Below are 20,122 nucleotides of genomic sequence, written 5' to 3'. Positions count from 1 at the left end.
AACTATTACTGATGAAAACTCAGGCTGTTTTTGCAAGACGTGAGATTGCTCTGGAAGGTATAAAAAAAACAGGACCAAAGTCCTGTTTTTTCGGCATTTAACAAAGAGGTGTGCTATTAGAACTGGTAAACGATACCCACAGCAACGGTGTCGTCTGAACCTACGCCCAGTTTGTTGTCAGAATCGATCTGGTTGATGATGTAGTCAACATAGGTGGACATGTTTTTGTTGAAGTAGTAGGTTGCGCCCACTTCAAAGTAGTTCACCAGATCAACATCACCGATACCTTCTACGTCTTTCGCTTTAGATTTGGTGTAAGCGATGGACGGACGCAGACCGAAATCGAACTGGTATTGCGCAACTAACAGAACGTCTTGCGTTTTGTTGGCGAAGCCGCTGGTGTTTGTAAATTTATTAGTGATCGGCGTAGCGTTACGGGTTTCACCGTAGTTCGCTGCCAGGTAGATGTTGTTCGCGTCGTACTTCAGACCAGTAGCCCACTGTTCAGCTTTTTTACCGTTGCCAAGAGGTTGAGCTTCTTGCAGGTTGGTACGGTCAGCTGCACCATAAGCACCAACGATACCAAAGCCTTCGTATTCGTAGCTGATAGAACCGCCAACACCGTCGCCGTTAGAGCGGCGTGCAGTGTCACGCTCGTTTTTACCCAGGTACTGAACAGCGAAGTTCAGGCCATCAACCAGACCAAAGAAGTTGGAGTTACGATAGGTAGCAACGCCGCCAACACGACCAACGAAGAAGTCATCGCTGTATGCCGTGTCACCGCCAAACTCAGGCAGCATATCGGTGTAACCCAGTGCATCATAAACCACACCGTAGTTACGGCCGTAATCGAAAGAACCAACGTCAGCGTATTTAAGACCCGCGAATGCCAGACGCGTTTTGTTACCAGTTTGAGCGTCAGCGCCTTCAGAGTTGTTACCCTGGAAGTTATATTCCCACTGACCATAACCGGTCAGATCGGAATTGATTTGTGTTTCCCCTTTAAAACCAAGACGGGCATAAGTTTTGTCGCCGTTTCCGCCGTAACTGTTTACACCATTGTCTTTAGAAAAATAATGCAGACCGACAGCTTTACCGTACAGATCTACTTTGTTGCCATCTTTGTTATAGATTTCTGCAGCGTTTGCAGTACCTGCTACTAACAGAGCAGGGACGATCACTGCCAGAATATTGCGCTTCATCATTATTTATTACCCTCATGGTTTTTTTATGACACCTGCCACTGCCGTCAATAAGTTCTGTCAATAAAAATTTACGGAACTATTGATGAGAGTTTGGTGTCTTTATGTGTCTGCAGGCATCTTTCCATTCAAACTAACGTTTCGCTACCGTGAAAGTGCTACAAAGATAAAGATTTGGTTTCAAAAAGAAAAAATATGTAACCAAAAGTAAAATTTAAGGAACTTTGTGAACACCGTCATATTTCCATAGAAGCGTGATGATATTTACAGCAATTTTTATCTATTTATATGATTTCCTTATATTTAAATTAACTAAACGGAAATTTTGTTTCTGATGGAAACTTTATCGACCTGGCACTAAATCCTCGTTCAGACATCCAGAATGCCAAAAAATAGTATGAAAATTGTGCTATCAGCTAAGAAAAAACTAATCCGCAATAAGAATCCAGGTTATTTTTTGTGCGCAAATGTTGCAATGTAATATTCCGTAACAGGATGATCGTTATGGCGGGGTTGCAAATAGATTGCTTGACTTAACAAACAGATAACTTGACAGAAAGGATAAAAAAGAGCCAGCAGGCGCTGGCTCTTTGAGGAAGAAAATCAGAAGCTGGCGTTGCGCGGAGTACGTGGGAACGGAATCACATCACGCACGTTTTGCACGCCAGTTACGTAAGCAATCAGGCGTTCAAAACCAAGACCGAAACCGGAATGCGGAACAGTACCGTAGCGACGCAGATCGCGATACCACCAGTAATCTTCTTTGTTCAGGCCCATTTCCAGCATACGCTCGTCCAGCACGTCCAGACGCTCTTCACGCTGGGAGCCACCAATGATCTCACCGATGCCCGGAGCCAGAACGTCCATAGCCGCAACGGTTTTACCGTCTTCGTTAAGGCGCATATAGAACGCTTTAATATCTTTCGGATAGTTTTTAACCACTACCGGTGCTTTAAAGTGTTCTTCCGCCAGATAACGCTCATGCTCAGAAGAGAGATCAACGCCCCAGTAAACTGGGTTTTCAAACTTCCTGCCGCAGTTTTCGAGAATGGTCACTGCGTCGGTGTAATCCACCTGCGCAAAATCGGCTTCAATGAAGCGTTCCAGACGTGAAACGGCATCTTTATCTACGCGTTCAGCGAAGAATTTCATGTCGTCTGCGCGTTCTTCGAGAACCGCTTTGAAGACATATTTCAGCATGGCTTCAGCCAGACCCGCGATATCGTTCAGGTTAGCAAACGCCACTTCCGGCTCCAGCATCCAGAACTCCGCCAGGTGACGGCTGGTGTTGGAGTTTTCAGCACGGAAAGTCGGGCCGAAGGTATAAATTTTGGATAATGCGCAAGCGTAGGTTTCGCCGTTCAACTGGCCAGATACGGTCAGGAAAGACTCTTTACCAAAGAAGTCTTTGTCGAAATCCACTTTGCCCTGATCGTTACGCGGCAGATTTTCCAGATCCAGCGTAGAAACGCGGAACATTTCGCCAGCCCCTTCGGTATCAGACGCAGTAATCAGTGGCGTTGAAACCCAGAAGAATCCCTGCTCGTTAAAGAAGCGATGCAGCGCCTGCGCCAGCGTATGGCGAACGCGCGCGACGGCACCAATCAGGTTTGTGCGCGGACGCAGGTGAGCGACTTCACGCAGATACTCAATGCTGTGGCGTTTTGCCGCCATCGGGTAAGTGTCTGGATCTTCAACCCAACCAGCAACTTCAACCTTGCTGGCCTGAATTTCAAATTGTTGCCCCTGGCCCGGCGACGCAACGACTTTACCCGTCACAATGACCGAGCAACCGGTGGTCAGACGCAGGACGTCTTCATTGTAATTGGGCAGAGAATTATTGATGACAGCCTGTACAGGATCAAAGCAGGAACCGTCATAAACGGCGAGGAAGGAGATGCCAGCTTTTGAATCTCGGCGGGTACGTACCCATCCGCGTACGGTGACTTCGCTGTCAACGGCTACGCGGCCCTGGAGTACGTCGGCTACAGGCACAACGCTCATAATATTCTCTCTGTTAATAGTCGGAAAAAATAAACACTTGTCCACCCGTAAATGGGGGGATACCTATGTTACCTGGCATCTGCAATCAGACAAGCAGAATTCGCAAATGCAGCGAAAGATTTCGGAATTAAAGGTAAAAAAAGGGAGCCGATTAGCTCCCTGATGATATTAACTGGCTTTTTTAATATGCGGAAGGTCGAACGCTTTGCGCAGCGCCCGAACAAACGCTTTATCGTGGCAGATAGTTTTGCCAGGGCTGTCAGAAAGTTTCGCCACCGGTTTACCGTTACACTCTACCAACTTAATCACAATATTCAGGGGTTTTACCTGGGGGATATCGCAGGTCAGGCGAGTCCCAATACCAAAACTTAATTGCACGCGGGAAGAGAAGTGGCGGTATAGCTCAACCGCTTTGCGTAAATCCAGATTGTCAGAGAAAACCAGCGTTTTACTCTGTGGATCAATTCCCAGCTTTTCATAATGTGCAATGGCTTTTTCACCCCATTCAACCGGGTCGCCAGAGTCATGACGCAGGCCTTGATACCGACTAGCGAACTCGACACCGAAATCACGCAGGAAAGCATCCATAGTGATGCAGTCGGTTAATGCAATGCCAAGTTGGTCGGGATACTCTTCCAGCCAGGCAGCAAGTGCAGCTCGCTGGCTGTTGGCTAGATCCGGGCTGATTTGCTGATGTGCCTGGAACCATTCGTGTGCCTGTGTTCCCATCGGCGTGAGGGAAAGCCGACGCGCCAGATCGTAGTTGCTGGTGCCCACAAACCAGGATTCCTGTTGCAGACGCTTAACGATGGTTTCTTGTACTTCGCGAGAAAAACGGCGACGGGTGCCAAAATCCATCAGATGGAAGCGCGACATATCAAGACCGGCGGTTAACGCCGAGAAGTCGACTAATTTGCTTTCCAGCGTGTCGAGGGCTTGCGCAACGTCGGCCTGCGGTGAGCGATAGCGATGTACCATTTCACTGATAACCGCCAGCAAAGGAACTTCCCAGAGGATGACTTCACGCCACGGGCCGCTTAAACGAATATCCAGCTTGCCATTATCGTTGGACACGGTGACTTGTTCCGGGTTAAAGCGGAACTCGCGTAACCAGTTAAGATAGTCGGCCTTAAAGAAAGGCAGGGCAGAAAGCCACTGATATTCATCATCCTGCAGGCGCAGGTGCTGCATCGCCTGAATCTGTTCACGAATAGCATCGGCATAAATACCCAGCAGATCGTCACCTCGGCAACGAAACTCCGCCGCGACATGCACATCGTAATAATGATGAAACACGGCTTGCTGCATATGCAACTTATAAGCATCTGTATCCAGCAACGAGTGCAGAACAGGAGAAGCGAATTGTGTCATAGGTGCGCAGTAGCGTCCTCGTACAGGAGCGTTTAGTACAATAAACATCTTCAGGAACTGCTGGAGTATACCTTGTTTCGCAATTTATTGAACCCCGATCACACCATATGCCACCTTTCTGGTCGATGGCATTACGCGGTGTATGTTATAAAAATGTAGCAATAAAGGCGTTTGTACCTGAAAAGATGAAGATTCTGCATAGCGCGATTTACGCAACAGGAATAGACTGAACACCAGACTCTATAAAAGATGCTAAAGGTTATTTATGACTCAACAGCCACAAGCCAAATACCGTCACGATTATCGTGCGCCGGATTACCAGATTACTGATATTGACTTGACCTTTGACCTCGACGCGCAAAAGACGGTCGTTACCGCGGTCAGCCAGGCTGTCCGTCATGGTGCATCAGATGCTCCCCTTCGTCTCAACGGCGAAGACCTCAAACTGGTTTCTGTTCATATTAATGATGAGCCGTGGACCGCCTGGAAAGAAGAAGAGGGCGCACTGGTCATCAGTAATTTGCCGGAGCGTTTTACGCTTAAGATCATTAATGAAATAAGCCCGGCGGCGAATACGGCGCTGGAAGGGCTTTATCAGTCAGGCGATGCGCTTTGCACCCAGTGTGAAGCCGAAGGTTTCCGCCATATTACGTATTATCTCGACCGCCCGGACGTGCTGGCGCGTTTTACCACCAAAATTATTGCCGATAAAATTAAATATCCCTTCCTGCTTTCCAACGGTAACCGCGTTGCGCAAGGCGAACTGGAAAACGGACGCCATTGGGTACAGTGGCAGGACCCGTTCCCGAAACCGTGCTACCTGTTTGCGCTGGTGGCAGGCGACTTTGATGTACTGCGCGATACCTTTACCACGCGTTCTGGTCGCGAAGTAGCACTGGAGCTGTACGTCGATCGCGGCAACCTTGATCGCGCGCCGTGGGCGATGACCTCGCTGAAAAACTCCATGAAATGGGATGAAGAACGCTTTGGCCTGGAGTATGACCTCGACATCTATATGATCGTTGCGGTGGATTTCTTCAATATGGGCGCAATGGAGAATAAGGGTCTGAATATCTTTAACTCCAAATATGTGCTGGCCCGCACCGACACCGCCACCGACAAAGATTACCTCGATATTGAACGCGTTATCGGCCATGAATATTTCCATAACTGGACCGGTAACCGAGTGACCTGCCGCGACTGGTTCCAGCTCAGCCTGAAAGAAGGTTTAACCGTCTTCCGCGATCAGGAGTTCAGCTCTGACCTTGGTTCCCGCGCAGTTAACCGCATCAATAATGTACGCACCATGCGCGGATTGCAGTTTGCAGAAGACGCCAGCCCGATGGCGCACCCGATCCGCCCGGATATGGTCATTGAGATGAACAACTTCTACACCCTGACCGTTTACGAGAAGGGCGCGGAAGTGATTCGCATGATCCACACCCTGCTTGGCGAAGAAAACTTCCAGAAAGGGATGCAGCTTTATTTCGAGCGTCATGATGGTAGTGCAGCGACCTGTGACGACTTTGTGCAGGCGATGGAAGATGCGTCGAATGTCGATCTCTCCCATTTCCGCCGTTGGTACAGCCAGTCCGGTACACCGATTGTGACCGTCAAAGACGACTACAATCCAGAAACTGAGCAGTACACCCTGACCATCAGCCAGCGCACGCCAGCTACGCCGGATCAGGCAGAAAAACAGCCGCTGCATATTCCGTTTGCCATCGAACTGTATGATAACGAAGGCAAAGTGATCCCGTTGCAGAAAGGCGGTCATCCGGTGAATTCCGTGCTGAACGTCACTCAGGCGGAACAGACCTTTGTTTTTGATAATGTCTACTTCCAGCCGGTGCCTGCGCTGCTGTGCGAATTCTCTGCGCCAGTGAAACTGGAATATAAGTGGAGCGATCAGCAACTGACCTTCCTGATGCGTCATGCGCGTAATGATTTCTCCCGCTGGGATGCGGCGCAAAGTTTGCTGGCAACCTACATCAAGCTGAACGTCGCGCGTCATCAGCAAGGTCAGCCGCTGTCTCTGCCGGTGCATGTGGCTGATGCTTTCCGCGCGGTACTGCTTGATGAGAAGATTGATCCAGCGCTGGCGGCAGAAATCCTGACGCTGCCTTCTGTCAATGAAATGGCTGAATTGTTCGATATCATCGACCCGATTGCTATTGCCGAAGTACGCGAAGCACTCACTCGTACTCTGGCGACTGAACTGGCGGATGAGCTACTGGCTATTTACAACGCGAATTACCAGAGCGAGTACCGTGTTGAGCATGAAGATATTGCAAAACGCACTCTGCGTAATGCCTGCCTGCGTTTCCTCGCTTTTGGTGAAACGCATCTGGCTGATGTGCTGGTGAGCAAGCAGTTCCACGAAGCAAACAATATGACTGATGCGCTGGCGGCGCTTTCTGCGGCGGTTGCCGCACAGCTGCCTTGCCGTGACGCGCTGATGCAGGAGTACGACGACAAGTGGCATCAGAACGGTCTGGTGATGGATAAATGGTTTATCCTGCAAGCCACCAGCCCGGCGGCGAATGTGCTGGAGACGGTGCGCGGCCTGTTGCAGCATCGCTCATTTACCATGAGCAACCCGAACCGTATTCGTTCGTTGATTGGCGCGTTTGCGGGCAGCAATCCGGCAGCGTTCCATGCCGAAGATGGCAGCGGTTACCTGTTCCTGGTGGAAATGCTTACCGACCTCAACAGCCGTAACCCGCAGGTGGCTTCACGTCTGATTGAACCGCTGATTCGCCTGAAACGTTACGATGCCAAACGTCAGGAGAAAATGCGCGCGGCGCTGGAACAGTTGAAAGGGCTGGAAAATCTCTCTGGCGATCTGTACGAGAAGATAACTAAAGCACTGGCTTGATAAATAACCGAATGGCGGCAATAGCGCCGCCATTCGGGGAATTTACCCCTGTTTTCTCAGGCGAGTTTCAGATTCACCACGTTGCATCACCCGTTGCAACACCTCCGCTTCCAGCTCCGCTAATCGCACCGACCCTAATCGACGCGGACGGGGGATATCCACTGTCAAATCCAGACCAATTTTTCCCTCTTCAATTAACAGCACCCGGTCAGCCATCGCTACCGCTTCGCTCACATCATGCGTCACCAACAGTACGGTAAAGCCGTGCTCCTGCCAAAGTGACACAATCAAATCCTGCATCTCGAGTCGCGTTAAGGCGTCCAGCGCCCCGAGCGGTTCATCAAGCAACAATAATCCCGGTCGATGAATCAACGCTCTTGCCAGCGCCACTCGCTGTTTCTGCCCGCCAGAAAGTGCGGCAGGCCATTCCCCTGCGCGATTCTCCAGTCCTACCGCAGCCAACGCTCGACGTGCGGCATCGCGCCACTGGCCTTTAAGGCCTAACCCAACGTTATCAATCACCGATTTCCACGGTAGCAGACGCGCATCCTGAAACATCATTCGCGTGTCTTCCTGAATTTCAGCCAGCGGTGTGGTGCCCGCTAACACATCGCCTGCGGTTGGCGTTTCCAGACCTGCCAGCAGGCGCAGCAGGGTACTTTTGCCACCACCGCTGCGGCCCACCACCGCCACAAACTGACCTGCCGGAATATGTAAATCCAGTTGGTTCAGGACGATATTTTCCGCGTAATGTTTGCTTACTGCATTGAGCAACAATGGTGTGCCCTGGTTCAGACGAGCAGTATTCATACCGTGGCCTCCTTCAAATGATAAGCCGGGTTCCAGCGCAACCAGAGGCGCTCTAACAGCTGCGCGCTGACGTCAGCCAGTTTGCCGAGCAGGGCGTAAAGAATAATAGCGACTACCACCACGTCCGTTTGCAAAAACTCCCGCGCATTCATCGCCAGATAACCAATGCCGGAATTGGCAGAAATGGTTTCGGCAACAATCAGCGTCAGCCACATCAGGCCCAACGCAAAACGCACTCCGACCATAATTGAGGGCAGGGCACCAGGCAGGATCACATGGATAAACAGCGGTATGCCGGATAATCCATAGCTACGCGCCATCTCCACCAACCCGCGATCGATATTACGGATGCCATGCCAGGTGTTGATATAAATGGGGAATAGCGTACCGAGCGCCACCAGAAAGATTTTTGCGGATTCATCAATGCCAAACCACAAAATCACCAGCGGGATCAGCGCCAGATGCGGCACGTTGCGCAACATCTGAATTGAGGTATCCAGCAGCCGTTCTCCCCAGCGAGATAGCCCGCTAATCAGTCCCAAAATCAACCCCAGCGATCCGCCAATTGAAAAGCCAATCAGCGCCCGCCAGGAGCTGATCGCCAGATGCTGCCACAGTTCGCCGCTGGCGGAGAGCGTCCAGAACGCCGTCACCACTCCTTCCGGTGAAGGCAAAATACGCGTCGACAGCCAGCCAACCGAGGAGGCCAGTTGCCACACCGCCACGATGCCCACCGGTAAAAACCAGGGGGCAACGCGCAATAACCACTTCTTCACTGGCGTTGCCATTATTTCTTCCTTAGCTTTGCGCGACTTTATGGGGGATAAAATCATTCGCCACCGCTTCGCCTTGCGGATTCAGCGGCTGCGGCTGGGGAATTTCCGGGATGGCGACATCCAGAAGCGGGAACAGCAACTCGCCAACCCGATACGCTTCTTCCAGATGCGGATAGCCCGAAAGCACAAAACTGTCGATGCCAAGCGCGGCATATTCGTTGATTCGCGCAGCGACCGTAGGACCATCGCCCACCAGCGCCGTCCCGGCACCGCCGCGCACTAAGCCAACGCCCGCCCATAAATTGGGGCTGATCTCCAGATTGTCGCGCTTGCCGTTATGTAACGCCGCCATTCGCTGTTGCCCTACGGAATCCGTCCGGGCGAATGCGGCCTGTGCTTTGGCGATAGTTTCATCATCAAGATGCGAGATTAACCGCTCGGCGGCCTGCCACGCTTCGTCGTTAGTTTCACGAACAATCACATGCAGACGAATACCGAAACGAATTTTGCGTCCATGCGCGGCAGCTTTCGCCCGCACTTGTTCGATTTTCTCTTTAACCAGTTCCGGCGGTTCGCCCCAGGTGAGGTAGAGATCAACCTGTTCTGCCGCCAGCTCCTGGGCGACATCTGACGATCCGCCAAAGTAAAGTGGCGGATACGGCTGTTGAATCGCCGGGAAGAGCAGTTTTGCTCCGCGCACATGAATATGTTTACCGTTGAAATCGACGGTTTCTCCCTGCAATAAACGCCGCCAGACCTGGGTAAATTCCGCCGAGGCTTCGTAGCGCTCGCTATGATCAAGGAACACTCCGTCGCCTGCCAGCTCTTGTGGATCGCTGCCTGTGACCAGGTTAAACAACGCACGTCCATTTGAGAGACGGTCAAGCGTGGCGGCCTGGCGGGCGGCAACGGTAGGTGAGGTTACGCTGGGACGCAGGGCGACAAGAAACTTCAGCCGCTGCGTCACCGGGATCATCGATGCGGCAACCAGCCACGCATCTTCGCAGGAGCGCCCCGTTGGAATTAGCACACCGGTATAGCCAAGACGATCCGCCGCTTGCGCAATTTGTTGCAGATAACCGTGATCAACCGGGCGTGAACCTTCTTCCGTTCCCAGATAATGCCCGTCACCGTGGGTCGGTAAAAACCAGAACATATTCAGACTCATAATTGTTTTCCTTCCAGTTGAGTGGGCTGCCAGATGCGCTGGCGAATATCGACTTTTTTCGGCACCAGACGATTTTCATAAAACAGATCTGCCGTTTGTTGCTGTAAGGCGGCAACCTCGGCGTTAACCGGTTTGATGGTGGTAGGAGGGCGATGATCTAAGTAAGAGGCAATCACCGGTGCCGGTAAGCCCATCGTTTTTGCCAGTAAAGCGATGCTTTGCTCGCGCTGGCTGCGGGTTAACGCATCGGCCTCACTAAAGGTTGCCAGTACGCCCTGAATAAAAGCGCCGTTTTTTTCTGCATAGGGACGAGCTGCCAGATAAAACGATCCAGTTTGATTGAGATCGGTGCCGTCTTTCAGCACCCGCACGCCGCCCTGTAATAATGCAGCAGAGTAGTAGGGATCCCAGATAGCCCAGGCGTCAACGTTACCTTGCTGGAACGCGGCGCGGGCATCAGCGGGCGTCAGGTAAGTGGGTTGGATATCGGTAAACTTAAGTCCGGCCTGACGCAGTGCACGCAGTAAAAGGTTGTGTGAACTGGAACCTTTCTGAAAGGCAACTTTGTGACCTTTAAGATCGGCTACGGTTTTGATCGGGCTGTTTTCTGCCACCAGAATCACTTCGGCTTTGGGCTTCGGTGGCTCGACGCCCACGTACACCAAATCAGCCCCGGCAGCCTGGGCAAAGATTGGCGGAATATCCCCGGTACTGCCGAGATCAATACTGCCAACGTTTAACGCTTCCAACATTTGCGGACCCGCGGGGAACTCCACCCAGGAGATTTTTGATTCCGGATAGCGTTTTCCAGTAACTGGTGGCTTTTTGCCAGCACCATACCAATACTGCCTTTCTGATAGCCTATACGTAACGCTTCAGGCGAGGATTCTGCAGCAACCGCAAAAGTAGAGACGCTAAGCAATCCCGCCAGCGCCAGTTTAATGATGTTACGCATGGGCATTACCTCGCAGAGACAGAAGGTCAGGAACCTGAACATCGCGGCGGTGCAATGCCTGCCAGAAAGTTTCTAGCGCGGTATCAAGACGGGTTTGCAGATTTGGCGTGAACTGGGGTCTGTGATGGTAATCAATTACTTGTGAGTCATCGGCAAACACGCCGTGCAGGATCTCCTGAGCTTTCAGTGCGCTTAAAACTGGTTTAAGGGCATAATCGACCGCCAGCAGATGGGCCACGGTACCGCCCGTCGCCAGCGGTAGCACCACTTTGCCTTGCAAAGCGCGCTCTGGCAGCAGGTCGAGCAGGGTTTTCAGCGCGCCGGAATAGGCGGCTTTATACACAGGTGTAGCGACTATCAGTCCATCAGCCTGTTGCAGCTGTTCGGTGAAGGTCTTGAGTGCCGGACTATCGAAACGAGCATAAAGCAGATCTTCCGGGGCGAAGTTTTGCAGATTCCAGTGATAAACCTCTACATCCAGGCCATTTAGTTTTTCCCGCGCATATTCCAGCAAGGAGCTGGAGCGAGAAGGAAAGCGAGGACTACCCGCCAGGGTGATGACACGCATACTCTCTCCTTATAACCAATTGTTCTTTTTTTGTTAACATTGATAACAATTCGGTCAGTCTGTCGGAGAGACAAGAAAATGCCAAATATAAATTTTGTGTATCTTTTTCTGAAAATAAACTAAAGAAAGGGCTTTATATATCACGCATATTTATTTGTTGGATAGTCATTAGATGTTGAATCAATGAATTACTCGTTCAGTTAATATTTAAATATTCATGAAATCTATAAATTAAAGATTTGTCACTTATTGGATTTAGTATGCTTGATTTAAATGGCGGACAATTATTGTTATTATTAAGTCTAATGTCATTTAAAGGCATTATCATATTTACGAAGAGATCAGGATGATAACGATGAAAAAAAGTGTATTGACGGCGTTTATAACTGTGGTATGTGTAACGTCCAGCGTTATGGCTGCTGATGATAATGCTATCACGGATGGCTCAGTAACATTTAATGGTAAAGTTATTGCTCCAGCTTGTACCCTGGTAGCTGCGACGAAAGATTCCGTGGTGACTTTGCCAGATGTTAGTGCCACGAAGTTGCAAACCAATGGTCAGGTTTCTGGCGTGCAAACTGATGTGCCAATTGAATTAAAAGATTGTGATACTACCGTAACAAAAAATGCAACGTTCACCTTTAATGGCACTGCGGATACTACTCAGATTACAGCGTTTGCTAACCAGGCCTCATCTGATGCTGCTACAAACGTGGCCCTGCAAATGTATATGAATGATGGTACAACGGCCATCACGCCAGACACAGAAACCGGGAACATTTTGTTGCAGGATGGAGATCAGACGTTGACTTTTAAAGTTGATTATATCGCTACGGGGAAAGCGACTTCAGGTAATGTGAATGCGGTAACAAATTTCCATATTAACTATTATTAATAGAACTCATTAATTGTTTTATTAATTAGTACCCCTCCAGTGTTCTGGAGGGGATATTCATATTTTTTAAGAGTGACTATTTATGAAAACTTGCATAACAAAGGGAATTGTGACCGTAAGTTTAACGGCAATATTACTCAGCTGCTCATCCGCATGGGCGGCAGGTAAAGGCGGGATTGGACTTGCAGCAACACGTCTTGTTTATTCAGAAGGTGAAGAGCAAATTTCACTGGGTGTACGTAACACCAGTCCGGATGTTCCTTATCTTATTCAGTCATGGGTGATGACCCCAGATAATAAAAAATCAGCAGACTTTATTATTACACCACCGCTATTTGTGCTGAATCCGGCAAATGAGAATCTGTTACGCATTATGTACATTGGAGCGCCGTTGGCGAAAGACAGAGAAACCCTTTTCTTCACTAGCGTACGGGCAGTCCCTTCAACAACGAAGCGGGAAGAGGGAAATACCCTGAAGATTGCCACACAAAGCGTCATCAAACTTTTCTGGCGACCAAAAGGTTTAGCGTATCCCTTAGCCGAGGCTCCGGCGAAACTGCGTTGCACTTCGTCAGCTGACATGGTTACGGTCAGTAACCCAACACCTTATTTCATTACCCTGACAGACCTGAAAATAGGTGGAAAGGTAGTTAAAAATCAAATGATTTCCCCCTTTGATAAATACCAATTCTCTCTGCCAAAGGGTGCCAAAAATAGCAGCGTAACGTATCGAACCATCAATGACTACGGGGCGGAAACGCCGCAACTCAACTGTAAATCGTAATTCGTCTTCAGTTAAGAGAGCGAGATGTATAGAACTCACCGACAACACAGCCTGTTAAGCTCTGGTGGAGTGCCATCGTTTATTGGTGGGCTGGTGGTGTTTGTGTCGGCAGCGTTCAATGCACAAGCTGAAACCTGGTTCGATCCTGCCTTTTTCAAAGATGATCCCTCAATGGTGGCCGATTTGTCTCGTTTCGAAAAAGGACAAAAAATAACGCCAGGGGTTTATCGTGTCGATATTGTTCTGAATCAGACAATTGTAGATACGCGCAACGTCAATTTTGTTGAGTTAACGCCAGAGAAGGGGATTGCCGCCTGTTTGACGACTGAAAGCCTGGATGCAATGGGTGTGAATACTGATGCGTTTCCGGCTTTTAAACAACTGGACAAACAAGCGTGTGCGCTATTGGCGGAGATTATTCCGGATGCCAGCGTAACTTTTAATGTGAATAAACTCCGTCTGGAAATTTCAGTACCGCAAATTGCTATAAAAAGTAACGCTCGTGGTTATGTCCCCCCTGAACGTTGGGATGAAGGGATCAACGCGCTATTACTGGGATATTCATTTAGCGGGGCTAACAGTATTCATAGCAGCGCAGACAGTGATTCTGGCGACAGTTATTTTCTGAATTTAAACAGTGGCGTTAATTTAGGCCCATGGAGATTGCGCAACAATTCAACATGGAGTCGCAGTAGTGGCCAAACCGCAGAATGGAAGAATCTCAGCAGCTATTTGCAGCGGGCGGTTATTCCACTAAAAGGCGAACTGACCGTAGGTGATGATTATACTGCAGGCGATTTTTTCGATAGTGTCAGCTTTCGTGGTGTGCAGCTGGCGTCAGATGACAACATGCTGCCAGACAGCCTGAAAGGGTTTGCGCCTGTGGTGCGTGGTATCGCCAAAAGCAATGCCCAGATAACGATTAAGCAAAATGGTTACACCATTTACCAAACTTATGTATCGCCTGGTGCTTTTGAAATTAGTGATCTCTATTCCACGTCGTCGAGCGGTGATTTGTTAGTTGAAATCAAAGAAGCGGACGGCAGCGTCAATAGCTACAGCGTACCGTTTTCCAGCGTGCCATTACTCCAGCGTCAGGGGCGAATCAAATACGCGGTGACACTGGCGAAATACAGAACCAATAGTAATGAACAGCAGGAGAGCAAATTTGCCCAGGCCACGTTGCAGTGGGGCGGACCGTGGGGAACGACATGGTATGGTGGTGGACAATATGCTGAATATTACCGTGCCGCCATGTTTGGTCTGGGATTTAACCTTGGCGATTTCGGAGCAATTTCGTTCGATGCGACCCAGGCGAAGAGTACGCTGGCAGACCAAAGCGAACATAAAGGTCAGTCATATCGTTTTCTGTATGCCAAAACGCTCAACCAATTGGGCACTAATTTTCAATTGATGGGCTATCGCTATTCGACGTCGGGTTTCTACACCCTTTCCGACACCATGTATAAACATATGGATGGCTACGAATTTAATGACGGTGATGATGAAGATACGCCGATGTGGTCGCGTTATTACAATTTGTTTTACACCAAACGTGGCAAACTGCAGGTCAATATCTCCCAGCAATTAGGCGAGTACGGTTCGTTTTATTTAAGTGGTAGCCAGCAAACTTACTGGCATACCGATCAACAGGATCGGCTATTACAGTTTGGCTACAACACGCAAATTAAAGATCTCTCGCTGGGGGTTTCCTGGAACTACAGTAAGTCCCGTGGTCAACCTGATGCTGATCAGGTGTTTGCACTAAATTTTTCCCTGCCGCTCAATCTGTTGCTCCCCAGAAGTAATGATAGCTATACCAGGAAAAAAAATTACGCCTGGATGACCTCTAACACCAGTATCGATAACGAAGGGCACATTACACAAAACCTGGGTTTAACGGAGACACTACTCGATGACGGTAACCTGAGCTACAGCGTGCAACAGGGATATAACAGCGAGGGGAAAACGGCTAATGGTAGCGCCAGCATGGACTACAAAGGGGCGTTTGCAGATGCCCGAGTGGGCTACAACTACAGCGATAACGGCAGTCAACAACAACTGAACTACGCTCTTTCAGGCAGTTTAGTTGCCCATTCACAGGGCATTACCCTGGGGCAATCGCTGGGGGAAACTAACGTTCTGATTGCAGCACCAGGCGCAGAGAATACTCGTGTGGCGAACAGCACCGGGCTGAAAACTGACTGGCGCGGATATACCGTTGTTCCTTATGCCACTTCTTATCGGGAAAATCGAATCGCACTTGATGCGGCGTCGTTAAAACGTAACGTGGATCTTGAAAATGCAGTAGTCAACGTGGTTCCCACCAAAGGGGCGTTGGTTCTGGCGGAGTTCAATGCCCATGCGGGTGCAAGGGTATTAATGAAAACATCAAAGCAGGGTATACCGCTGCGTTTTGGCGCGATAGCGACGCTGGACGGCGTACAGGCTAATAGCGGAATAATTGATGATGATGGCTCGCTCTATATGGCGGGTTTACCGGCGAAGGGAACAATAAGCGTGCGCTGGGGCGAAGCTCCCGATCAAATTTGTCATATCAATTACGAGCTTACCGAACAACAAATTAACTCTGCGATTACGCGAATGGATGCCATATGCAGATAATCTTTGGAGAAAAATGCGTGTCATTACTACGACTATTTTTTGCCGCCGTCTTAATGCTATGGTGCGCTCAAACCGCTGCTTATAGCGGGCAGTGTCATACTACTCAGGGGAATCCGTATATTGGCGTCAATTTTGGCGTTAAAACCCTGGAGGAAGAAGCAAATACGGCAGGGGTAGTTAAAGACAAATTTTATCAGTGGAACGAATCGAATGATTATTATGTTTCCTGTGATTGCGATAAAGACAATGTCAGAAGTGGCCGATGGGCATTCGCCGCGGATTCACCGTTAGTCTATTTAGGCGACAACTGGTACAAAATTAATGACTATCTTGCCGCCAAAGTTTTATTGCAGGTTAAAGGCAGTTCTCCTACTGCGGTTCCTTTCGAAAACGTGGGCACAGGGGGGGATACCCGATGGCATATTTGCGACCCTGGCGGTCAACGTTTAGGTGGGCAGGGGGCAAGCGGTAATAGCGGTAGCTTTTCCCTGAAAATATTGCAGCCGTTCGTTGGCTCGGTCGTCATTCCTCCTATGGCGCTGGCGCGATTATATGAATGCTACAACATACCCGCAGGTGATTCCTGCACGACTACAGGTACACCGGTTTTAGTGTATTACCTGTCTGGTACGATCAATTCACTTGGCTCATGTTCCGTCAATGCCGGAGAGACAATTGAAGTTGATTTAGGTGATGTCTTCGCTGCCAATTTCCGTGTTGTAGGGCATAAACCTCTTGGGGCCAGAACGGCAGAACTTGCAATTCCAGTCAGGTGTAACACGGGAAACGCGGGATTAGTTAATGTCAACCTGAGTCTGACGGCAACCACAGACCCCAGCTATCCCCAGGCGATTAAGACGTCACGTCCTGGCGTGGGCGTGGTGGTGACCGATAGCCAGAACAACATTATTTCCCCTGCTGGTGGAACATTACCGCTCTCTATTCCTGATGATGCAGACAGTATCGCGCGAATGAATGTCTATCCAGTCAGCACGACAGGTGTACCACCAGAAACCGGGCGATTTGAAGCTACGGCAACGGTGAGAATAAATTTTGATTAACGCGTGAACGTATGAAGAAAAAAACGATATTTCAGTGCGTTATCTTGTTCTTTAGCATTCTTAACATCCATGTCGGGATGGCTGGGCCTGAACAAGTTAGTATGCATATTTATGGGAATGTGGTCGATCAGGGCTGTGATGTCGCCACCAAAAGTGCATTACAAAATATTCATATTGGTGATTTTAATATCAGTGATTTTCAGGCCGCGAATACCGTAAGCACTGCTGCTGATTTGAATATCGATATCACCGGTTGTGCCGCTGGTATTACTGGCGCGGACGTCCTTTTTAGCGGCGAGGCTGACACCCTTGCGCCGACACTGCTCAAACTAACTGACACAGGCGGAAGCGGTGGTATGGCAACGGGGATTGCCGTGCAAATTCTTGATGCGCAAAGTCAGCAAGAAATCCCGCTCAATCAGGTCCAGCCTCTTACGCCCTTAAAAGCCGGGGATAACACACTCAAATATCAACTTCGTTATAAGTCCACAAAGGCGGGAGCAACGGGCGGTAATGCGACGGCGGTTCTCTATTTTGATCTGGTTTACCAGTGAAGGAGTGATGTTGAAACGGATAATCTGGATTCTGTTCTTATTGGGATTAACGTGGGGCTGTGAGCTATTTGCCCATGATGGCACGGTCAACATTAGCGGATCGTTTCGCCGTAATACATGCGTGCTGGCACAGGATAGCAAGCAAATCAATGTGCAGTTAGGCGATGTCTCGCTGACACGTTTTTCTCATGGGAATTATGGCCCGGAGAAATCTTTCATCATTAATTTGCAGGATTGCGGAACAGATGTCAGCACGGTTGACGTCACCTTTTCAGGAACCCCCGACGGAGTGCAGAGCGAAATGTTGTCCATTGAAAGTGGTACGGATGCAGCCAGCGGGCTGGCAATTGCGATTCTGGATGATGCGAAGATATTGATTCCGCTTAACCAGGCGAGTAAAGACTACAGCCTACATAGCGGTAAGGTGCCATTAACTTTTTATGCGCAATTGCGACCTGTCAATAGCGATGTGCAGTCGGGTAAAGTGAATGCCAGCGCGACATTTGTACTTCATTATGACTAATACGTGGAACAGATTGGCGCTCTTGATTTTCGCCGTTTTATCGCTGCTGGTGGCGGGTGAATTGCAGGCAGGAGTGGTGGTCGGCGGAACGCGATTTATCTTTCCGGCAGACAGAGAATCGATATCTATTTTACTGACTAATACCAGTCAGGAATCCTGGCTTATTAACAGTAAAATCAACCGCCCAACGCGTTGGGCCGGGGGGAAGCGTCGACAGTGCCAGCACCATTACTGGCCGCTCCGCCACTTATTCTCCTGAAGCCCGGTACGACAGGCACGTTGCGCTTGCTGAGAACGGAAAGCGACATCTTGCCTGTGGATCGCGAAACGCTATTTGAGTTAAGCATTGCCAGCGTGCCATCCGGCAAAGTTGAAAATCAGAGCGTAAAAGTGGCGATGCGCTCGGTATTTAAACTGTTCTGGCGACCCGAAGGTTTGCCGGGCGACCCGCTGGAAGCTTATCAACAATTACGCTGGACACGGAATTCGCAGGGTGTACAACTCACTAACCCAACGCCTTATTACATTAACCTGATTCAGGTGAGTGTAAATGGTAAAGCGTTAAGTAATGTGGGAGTTGTGCCGCCTAAAAGCCAGCGTCAGACAAGCTGGTGTCAGGCAATCGCACCGTGTCATGTCGCCTGGCGGGCGATAAATGATTACGGCGGGTTGAGTGCAAAGAAGGAGCAAAATCTGCCCTGAAACAGGTTCGGAAAACGTTTGCGTTTTTTTTGCCGCAGGTCAATTCCCTTTTGGTCCGAACTCGCACATAATACGCCCCCGGTTTGCACACCGGGAATCCAGGAGAGTTCATGTACTACCCCTTCGTTCGTAAAGCCCTTTTCCAGCTCGATCCAGAGCGCGCTCATGAGTTTACTTTTCAGCAATTACGCCGTATTACAGGAACGCCGTTTGAAGCACTGGTGCGGCAGAAAGTGCCTGCGAAACCTGTTAACTGCATGGGCCTGACGTTTAAAAATCCGCTTGGTCTGGCAGCCGGTCTTGATAAAGACGGGGAGTGCATTGACGCGTTAGGCGCGATGGGATTTGGATCGATCGAGATCGGTACCGTCACGCCACGTCCACAGCCAGGTAATGACAAGCCGCGTCTCTTTCGTCTGGTAGATGCCGAAGGTTTGATCAACCGTATGGGCTTTAATAATCTTGGCGTTGATAACCTCGTAGAGAACGTAAAAAAGGCCCATTATGACGGCGTCCTGGGTATTAACATCGGCAAAAATAAAGATACGCCAGTGGAGCAGGGCAAAGATGACTATCTGATTTGTATGGAAAAAATCTATGCCTATGCGGGATATATCGCCATCAATATTTCATCGCCGAATACCCCAGGATTACGCACGCTGCAATATGGTGAAGCGCTGGATGATCTCTTAACCGCGATTAAAAATAAGCAAAATGATTTGCAAGCGATGCACCATAAATATGTGCCGATCGCAGTGAAGATCGCGCCGGATCTTTCTGAAGAAGAATTGATCCAGGTTGCCGATAGTTTAGTTCGCCATAATATTGATGGCGTTATTGCAACCAATACCACACTCGATCGTTCTCTTGTTCAGGGAATGAAAAATTGCGATCAAACCGGTGGCTTAAGTGGTCGTCCGCTTCAGTTAAAAAGCACCGAAATTATTCGCCGCTTGTCACTGGAATTAAACGGTCGCTTACCGATCATCGGTGTTGGCGGCATCGACTCGGTTATCGCTGCGCGTGAAAAGATTGCTGCGGGTGCCTCACTGGTGCAAATTTATTCTGGTTTTATTTTTAAAGGTCCGCCGCTGATTAAAGAAATCGTTACCCATATCTAATTATTTCTTCGAATTCCTCTTTATAAGATAATCAGGGCTTTATTTTCAGCCCTGGTTGTTTTATATTCATCGCTGTTGCTTATTTAGACATTTTGTACTTTTATTGTTGAGGTTATTAAGCGAAG

15 protein-coding genes and 2 pseudogenes are annotated in these 20,122 nt (G+C 49.4%); 9 read left to right on the top strand and 8 right to left on the bottom strand.

From position 1 onward, the window contains the following. Positions 1-116 precede the first annotated feature (116 nt). The 3 genes from ompF to pncB form a co-directional block, all read right to left on the bottom strand. Positions 117-1,205, bottom strand: coding sequence for a porin OmpF (gene ompF, locus AB4H76_RS14655; protein WP_077492852.1), 1,089 nt, complete (start codon positions 1,203-1,205; stop codon positions 117-119). 600 nt (positions 1,206-1,805) lie between these two features. Beyond that, complete coding sequence (asnS, locus tag AB4H76_RS14650; protein ID WP_000117881.1) at positions 1,806-3,206, bottom strand: asparagine--tRNA ligase; 1,401 nt, start codon at positions 3,204-3,206, stop codon at positions 1,806-1,808. A 168-nt stretch (positions 3,207-3,374) separates the two neighbouring features. Beyond that, positions 3,375-4,577, bottom strand: a complete 1,203-nt coding sequence (gene pncB / locus AB4H76_RS14645) for a nicotinate phosphoribosyltransferase (protein WP_001297200.1) — start codon at positions 4,575-4,577, stop codon at positions 3,375-3,377. A 265-nt stretch (positions 4,578-4,842) separates the two neighbouring features. Here pncB and pepN point away from each other — a divergent pair, with 265 nt between their 5' ends. After that, positions 4,843-7,455, top strand: a complete 2,613-nt coding sequence (gene pepN, locus AB4H76_RS14640; protein WP_000193841.1) for an aminopeptidase N — start codon at positions 4,843-4,845, stop codon at positions 7,453-7,455. 42 nt (positions 7,456-7,497) lie between these two features. On the opposite strand, the gene ssuB is transcribed toward pepN, so the two are convergent. The 5 genes and pseudogenes from ssuB to ssuE form a co-directional block, all read right to left on the bottom strand. Beyond that, positions 7,498-8,265, bottom strand: a complete 768-nt coding sequence (gene ssuB / locus AB4H76_RS14635; protein WP_001090506.1) for an aliphatic sulfonates ABC transporter ATP-binding protein — start codon at positions 8,263-8,265, stop codon at positions 7,498-7,500. Further along, on the bottom strand, positions 8,262-9,053 hold the full coding sequence (gene ssuC, locus AB4H76_RS14630; protein ID WP_000235203.1) for an aliphatic sulfonate ABC transporter permease SsuC: 792 nt from the start codon (positions 9,051-9,053) through the stop codon (positions 8,262-8,264). The genes ssuB and ssuC overlap by 4 nt, the downstream gene beginning before the upstream one ends. 10 nt (positions 9,054-9,063) lie before the next feature. Next, complete coding sequence (ssuD, locus tag AB4H76_RS14625; protein WP_088537982.1) at positions 9,064-10,209, bottom strand: FMNH2-dependent alkanesulfonate monooxygenase; 1,146 nt, start codon at positions 10,207-10,209, stop codon at positions 9,064-9,066. After that, a pseudogene (gene ssuA, locus AB4H76_RS14620) lies at positions 10,206-11,164 on the bottom strand (aliphatic sulfonate ABC transporter substrate-binding protein SsuA). Before ssuA ends, ssuD begins: the two are co-directional and overlap by 4 nt. Next, complete coding sequence (gene ssuE / locus AB4H76_RS14615) at positions 11,157-11,732, bottom strand: NADPH-dependent FMN reductase (protein ID WP_001263933.1); 576 nt, start codon at positions 11,730-11,732, stop codon at positions 11,157-11,159. Before ssuE ends, ssuA begins: the two are co-directional and overlap by 8 nt. 355 nt (positions 11,733-12,087) lie before the next feature. Between ssuE and AB4H76_RS14610 the strand changes: the two genes are divergently transcribed. From AB4H76_RS14610 to pyrD, 8 genes and pseudogenes are all read left to right on the top strand, one after another. After that, positions 12,088-12,627 carry a fimbrial protein gene (locus AB4H76_RS14610; protein ID WP_000750304.1) on the top strand — a complete coding sequence of 180 codons (540 nt, stop codon included), beginning with the start codon at positions 12,088-12,090 and terminating at the stop codon, positions 12,625-12,627. 82 nt (positions 12,628-12,709) lie between these two features. Beyond that, on the top strand, positions 12,710-13,411 hold the full coding sequence (locus tag AB4H76_RS14605; protein WP_016242023.1) for a molecular chaperone: 702 nt from the start codon (positions 12,710-12,712) through the stop codon (positions 13,409-13,411). 24 nt (positions 13,412-13,435) lie between these two features. Then, positions 13,436-16,036 (top strand): fimbrial biogenesis usher protein, encoded by a 2,601-nt coding sequence (locus AB4H76_RS14600; RefSeq protein ID WP_000286333.1) that lies wholly within the window; start codon positions 13,436-13,438, stop codon positions 16,034-16,036. Further along, entirely contained in the window at positions 16,027-17,097 is a 1,071-nt protein-coding gene (locus tag AB4H76_RS14595) for a fimbrial protein (protein WP_001165668.1), read from the top strand. Before AB4H76_RS14600 ends, AB4H76_RS14595 begins: the two co-directional genes overlap by 10 nt. Before the next feature lie 11 nt (positions 17,098-17,108). Next, on the top strand, positions 17,109-17,651 hold the full coding sequence (locus AB4H76_RS14590; RefSeq protein ID WP_000730614.1) for a fimbrial protein: 543 nt from the start codon (positions 17,109-17,111) through the stop codon (positions 17,649-17,651). A 7-nt stretch (positions 17,652-17,658) separates the two neighbouring features. Continuing rightward, complete coding sequence (locus AB4H76_RS14585; RefSeq protein ID WP_000919497.1) at positions 17,659-18,174, top strand: fimbrial protein; 516 nt, start codon at positions 17,659-17,661, stop codon at positions 18,172-18,174. Further along, positions 18,140-18,876, top strand: a pseudogene (locus AB4H76_RS14580) (fimbrial chaperone). The gene AB4H76_RS14585 and the pseudogene AB4H76_RS14580 overlap by 35 nt, the downstream one beginning before the upstream one ends. Positions 18,877-18,986: 110 nt before the next feature. Beyond that, the gene (gene pyrD / locus AB4H76_RS14575; RefSeq protein ID WP_001295352.1) at positions 18,987-19,997 is read left to right on the top strand and encodes a quinone-dependent dihydroorotate dehydrogenase; all 1,011 of its coding nucleotides are present in this window, start codon (positions 18,987-18,989) and stop codon (positions 19,995-19,997) included. The last annotated feature ends 125 nt before the right edge of the window (positions 19,998-20,122 follow it).

Source organism: Escherichia sp. UTM R2 (genome assembly GCF_048593455.1).
Taxonomy (GTDB): domain Bacteria; phylum Pseudomonadota; class Gammaproteobacteria; order Enterobacterales; family Enterobacteriaceae; genus Escherichia; species Escherichia coli.
Note: the sequence above shows the minus strand (reverse complement) of the source record. Positions and strands in the feature narration are given on the sequence as shown.

What these genes read in the sequence shown, in the direction of transcription:
- AB4H76_RS14605 (WP_016242023.1), top strand. Translation starts at nt 12,710, where the DNA reads ATGAAAACTTGCATAACAAAGGGAATTGTGACCGTAAGTTTAACGGCA.
- AB4H76_RS14600 (WP_000286333.1), top strand. Translation starts at nt 13,436, where the DNA reads ATGTATAGAACTCACCGACAACACAGCCTGTTAAGCTCTGGTGGAGTG.
- AB4H76_RS14585 (WP_000919497.1), top strand. Translation starts at nt 17,659, where the DNA reads ATGTTGAAACGGATAATCTGGATTCTGTTCTTATTGGGATTAACGTGG.
- AB4H76_RS14595 (WP_001165668.1), top strand. Translation starts at nt 16,027, where the DNA reads ATGCAGATAATCTTTGGAGAAAAATGCGTGTCATTACTACGACTATTT.
- pyrD (WP_001295352.1), top strand. Translation starts at nt 18,987, where the DNA reads ATGTACTACCCCTTCGTTCGTAAAGCCCTTTTCCAGCTCGATCCAGAG.
- AB4H76_RS14590 (WP_000730614.1), top strand. Translation starts at nt 17,109, where the DNA reads ATGAAGAAAAAAACGATATTTCAGTGCGTTATCTTGTTCTTTAGCATT.
- ssuC (WP_000235203.1), bottom strand. Translation starts at nt 9,053, where the DNA reads ATGGCAACGCCAGTGAAGAAGTGGTTATTGCGCGTTGCCCCCTGGTTT.
- ssuD (WP_088537982.1), bottom strand. Translation starts at nt 10,209, where the DNA reads ATGAGTCTGAATATGTTCTGGTTTTTACCGACCCACGGTGACGGGCAT.
- AB4H76_RS14610 (WP_000750304.1), top strand. Translation starts at nt 12,088, where the DNA reads ATGAAAAAAAGTGTATTGACGGCGTTTATAACTGTGGTATGTGTAACG.
- pepN (WP_000193841.1), top strand. Translation starts at nt 4,843, where the DNA reads ATGACTCAACAGCCACAAGCCAAATACCGTCACGATTATCGTGCGCCG.
- ssuE (WP_001263933.1), bottom strand. Translation starts at nt 11,732, where the DNA reads ATGCGTGTCATCACCCTGGCGGGTAGTCCTCGCTTTCCTTCTCGCTCC.
- ssuB (WP_001090506.1), bottom strand. Translation starts at nt 8,265, where the DNA reads ATGAATACTGCTCGTCTGAACCAGGGCACACCATTGTTGCTCAATGCA.
- ompF (WP_077492852.1), bottom strand. Translation starts at nt 1,205, where the DNA reads ATGATGAAGCGCAATATTCTGGCAGTGATCGTCCCTGCTCTGTTAGTA.
- asnS (WP_000117881.1), bottom strand. Translation starts at nt 3,206, where the DNA reads ATGAGCGTTGTGCCTGTAGCCGACGTACTCCAGGGCCGCGTAGCCGTT.
- pncB (WP_001297200.1), bottom strand. Translation starts at nt 4,577, where the DNA reads ATGACACAATTCGCTTCTCCTGTTCTGCACTCGTTGCTGGATACAGAT.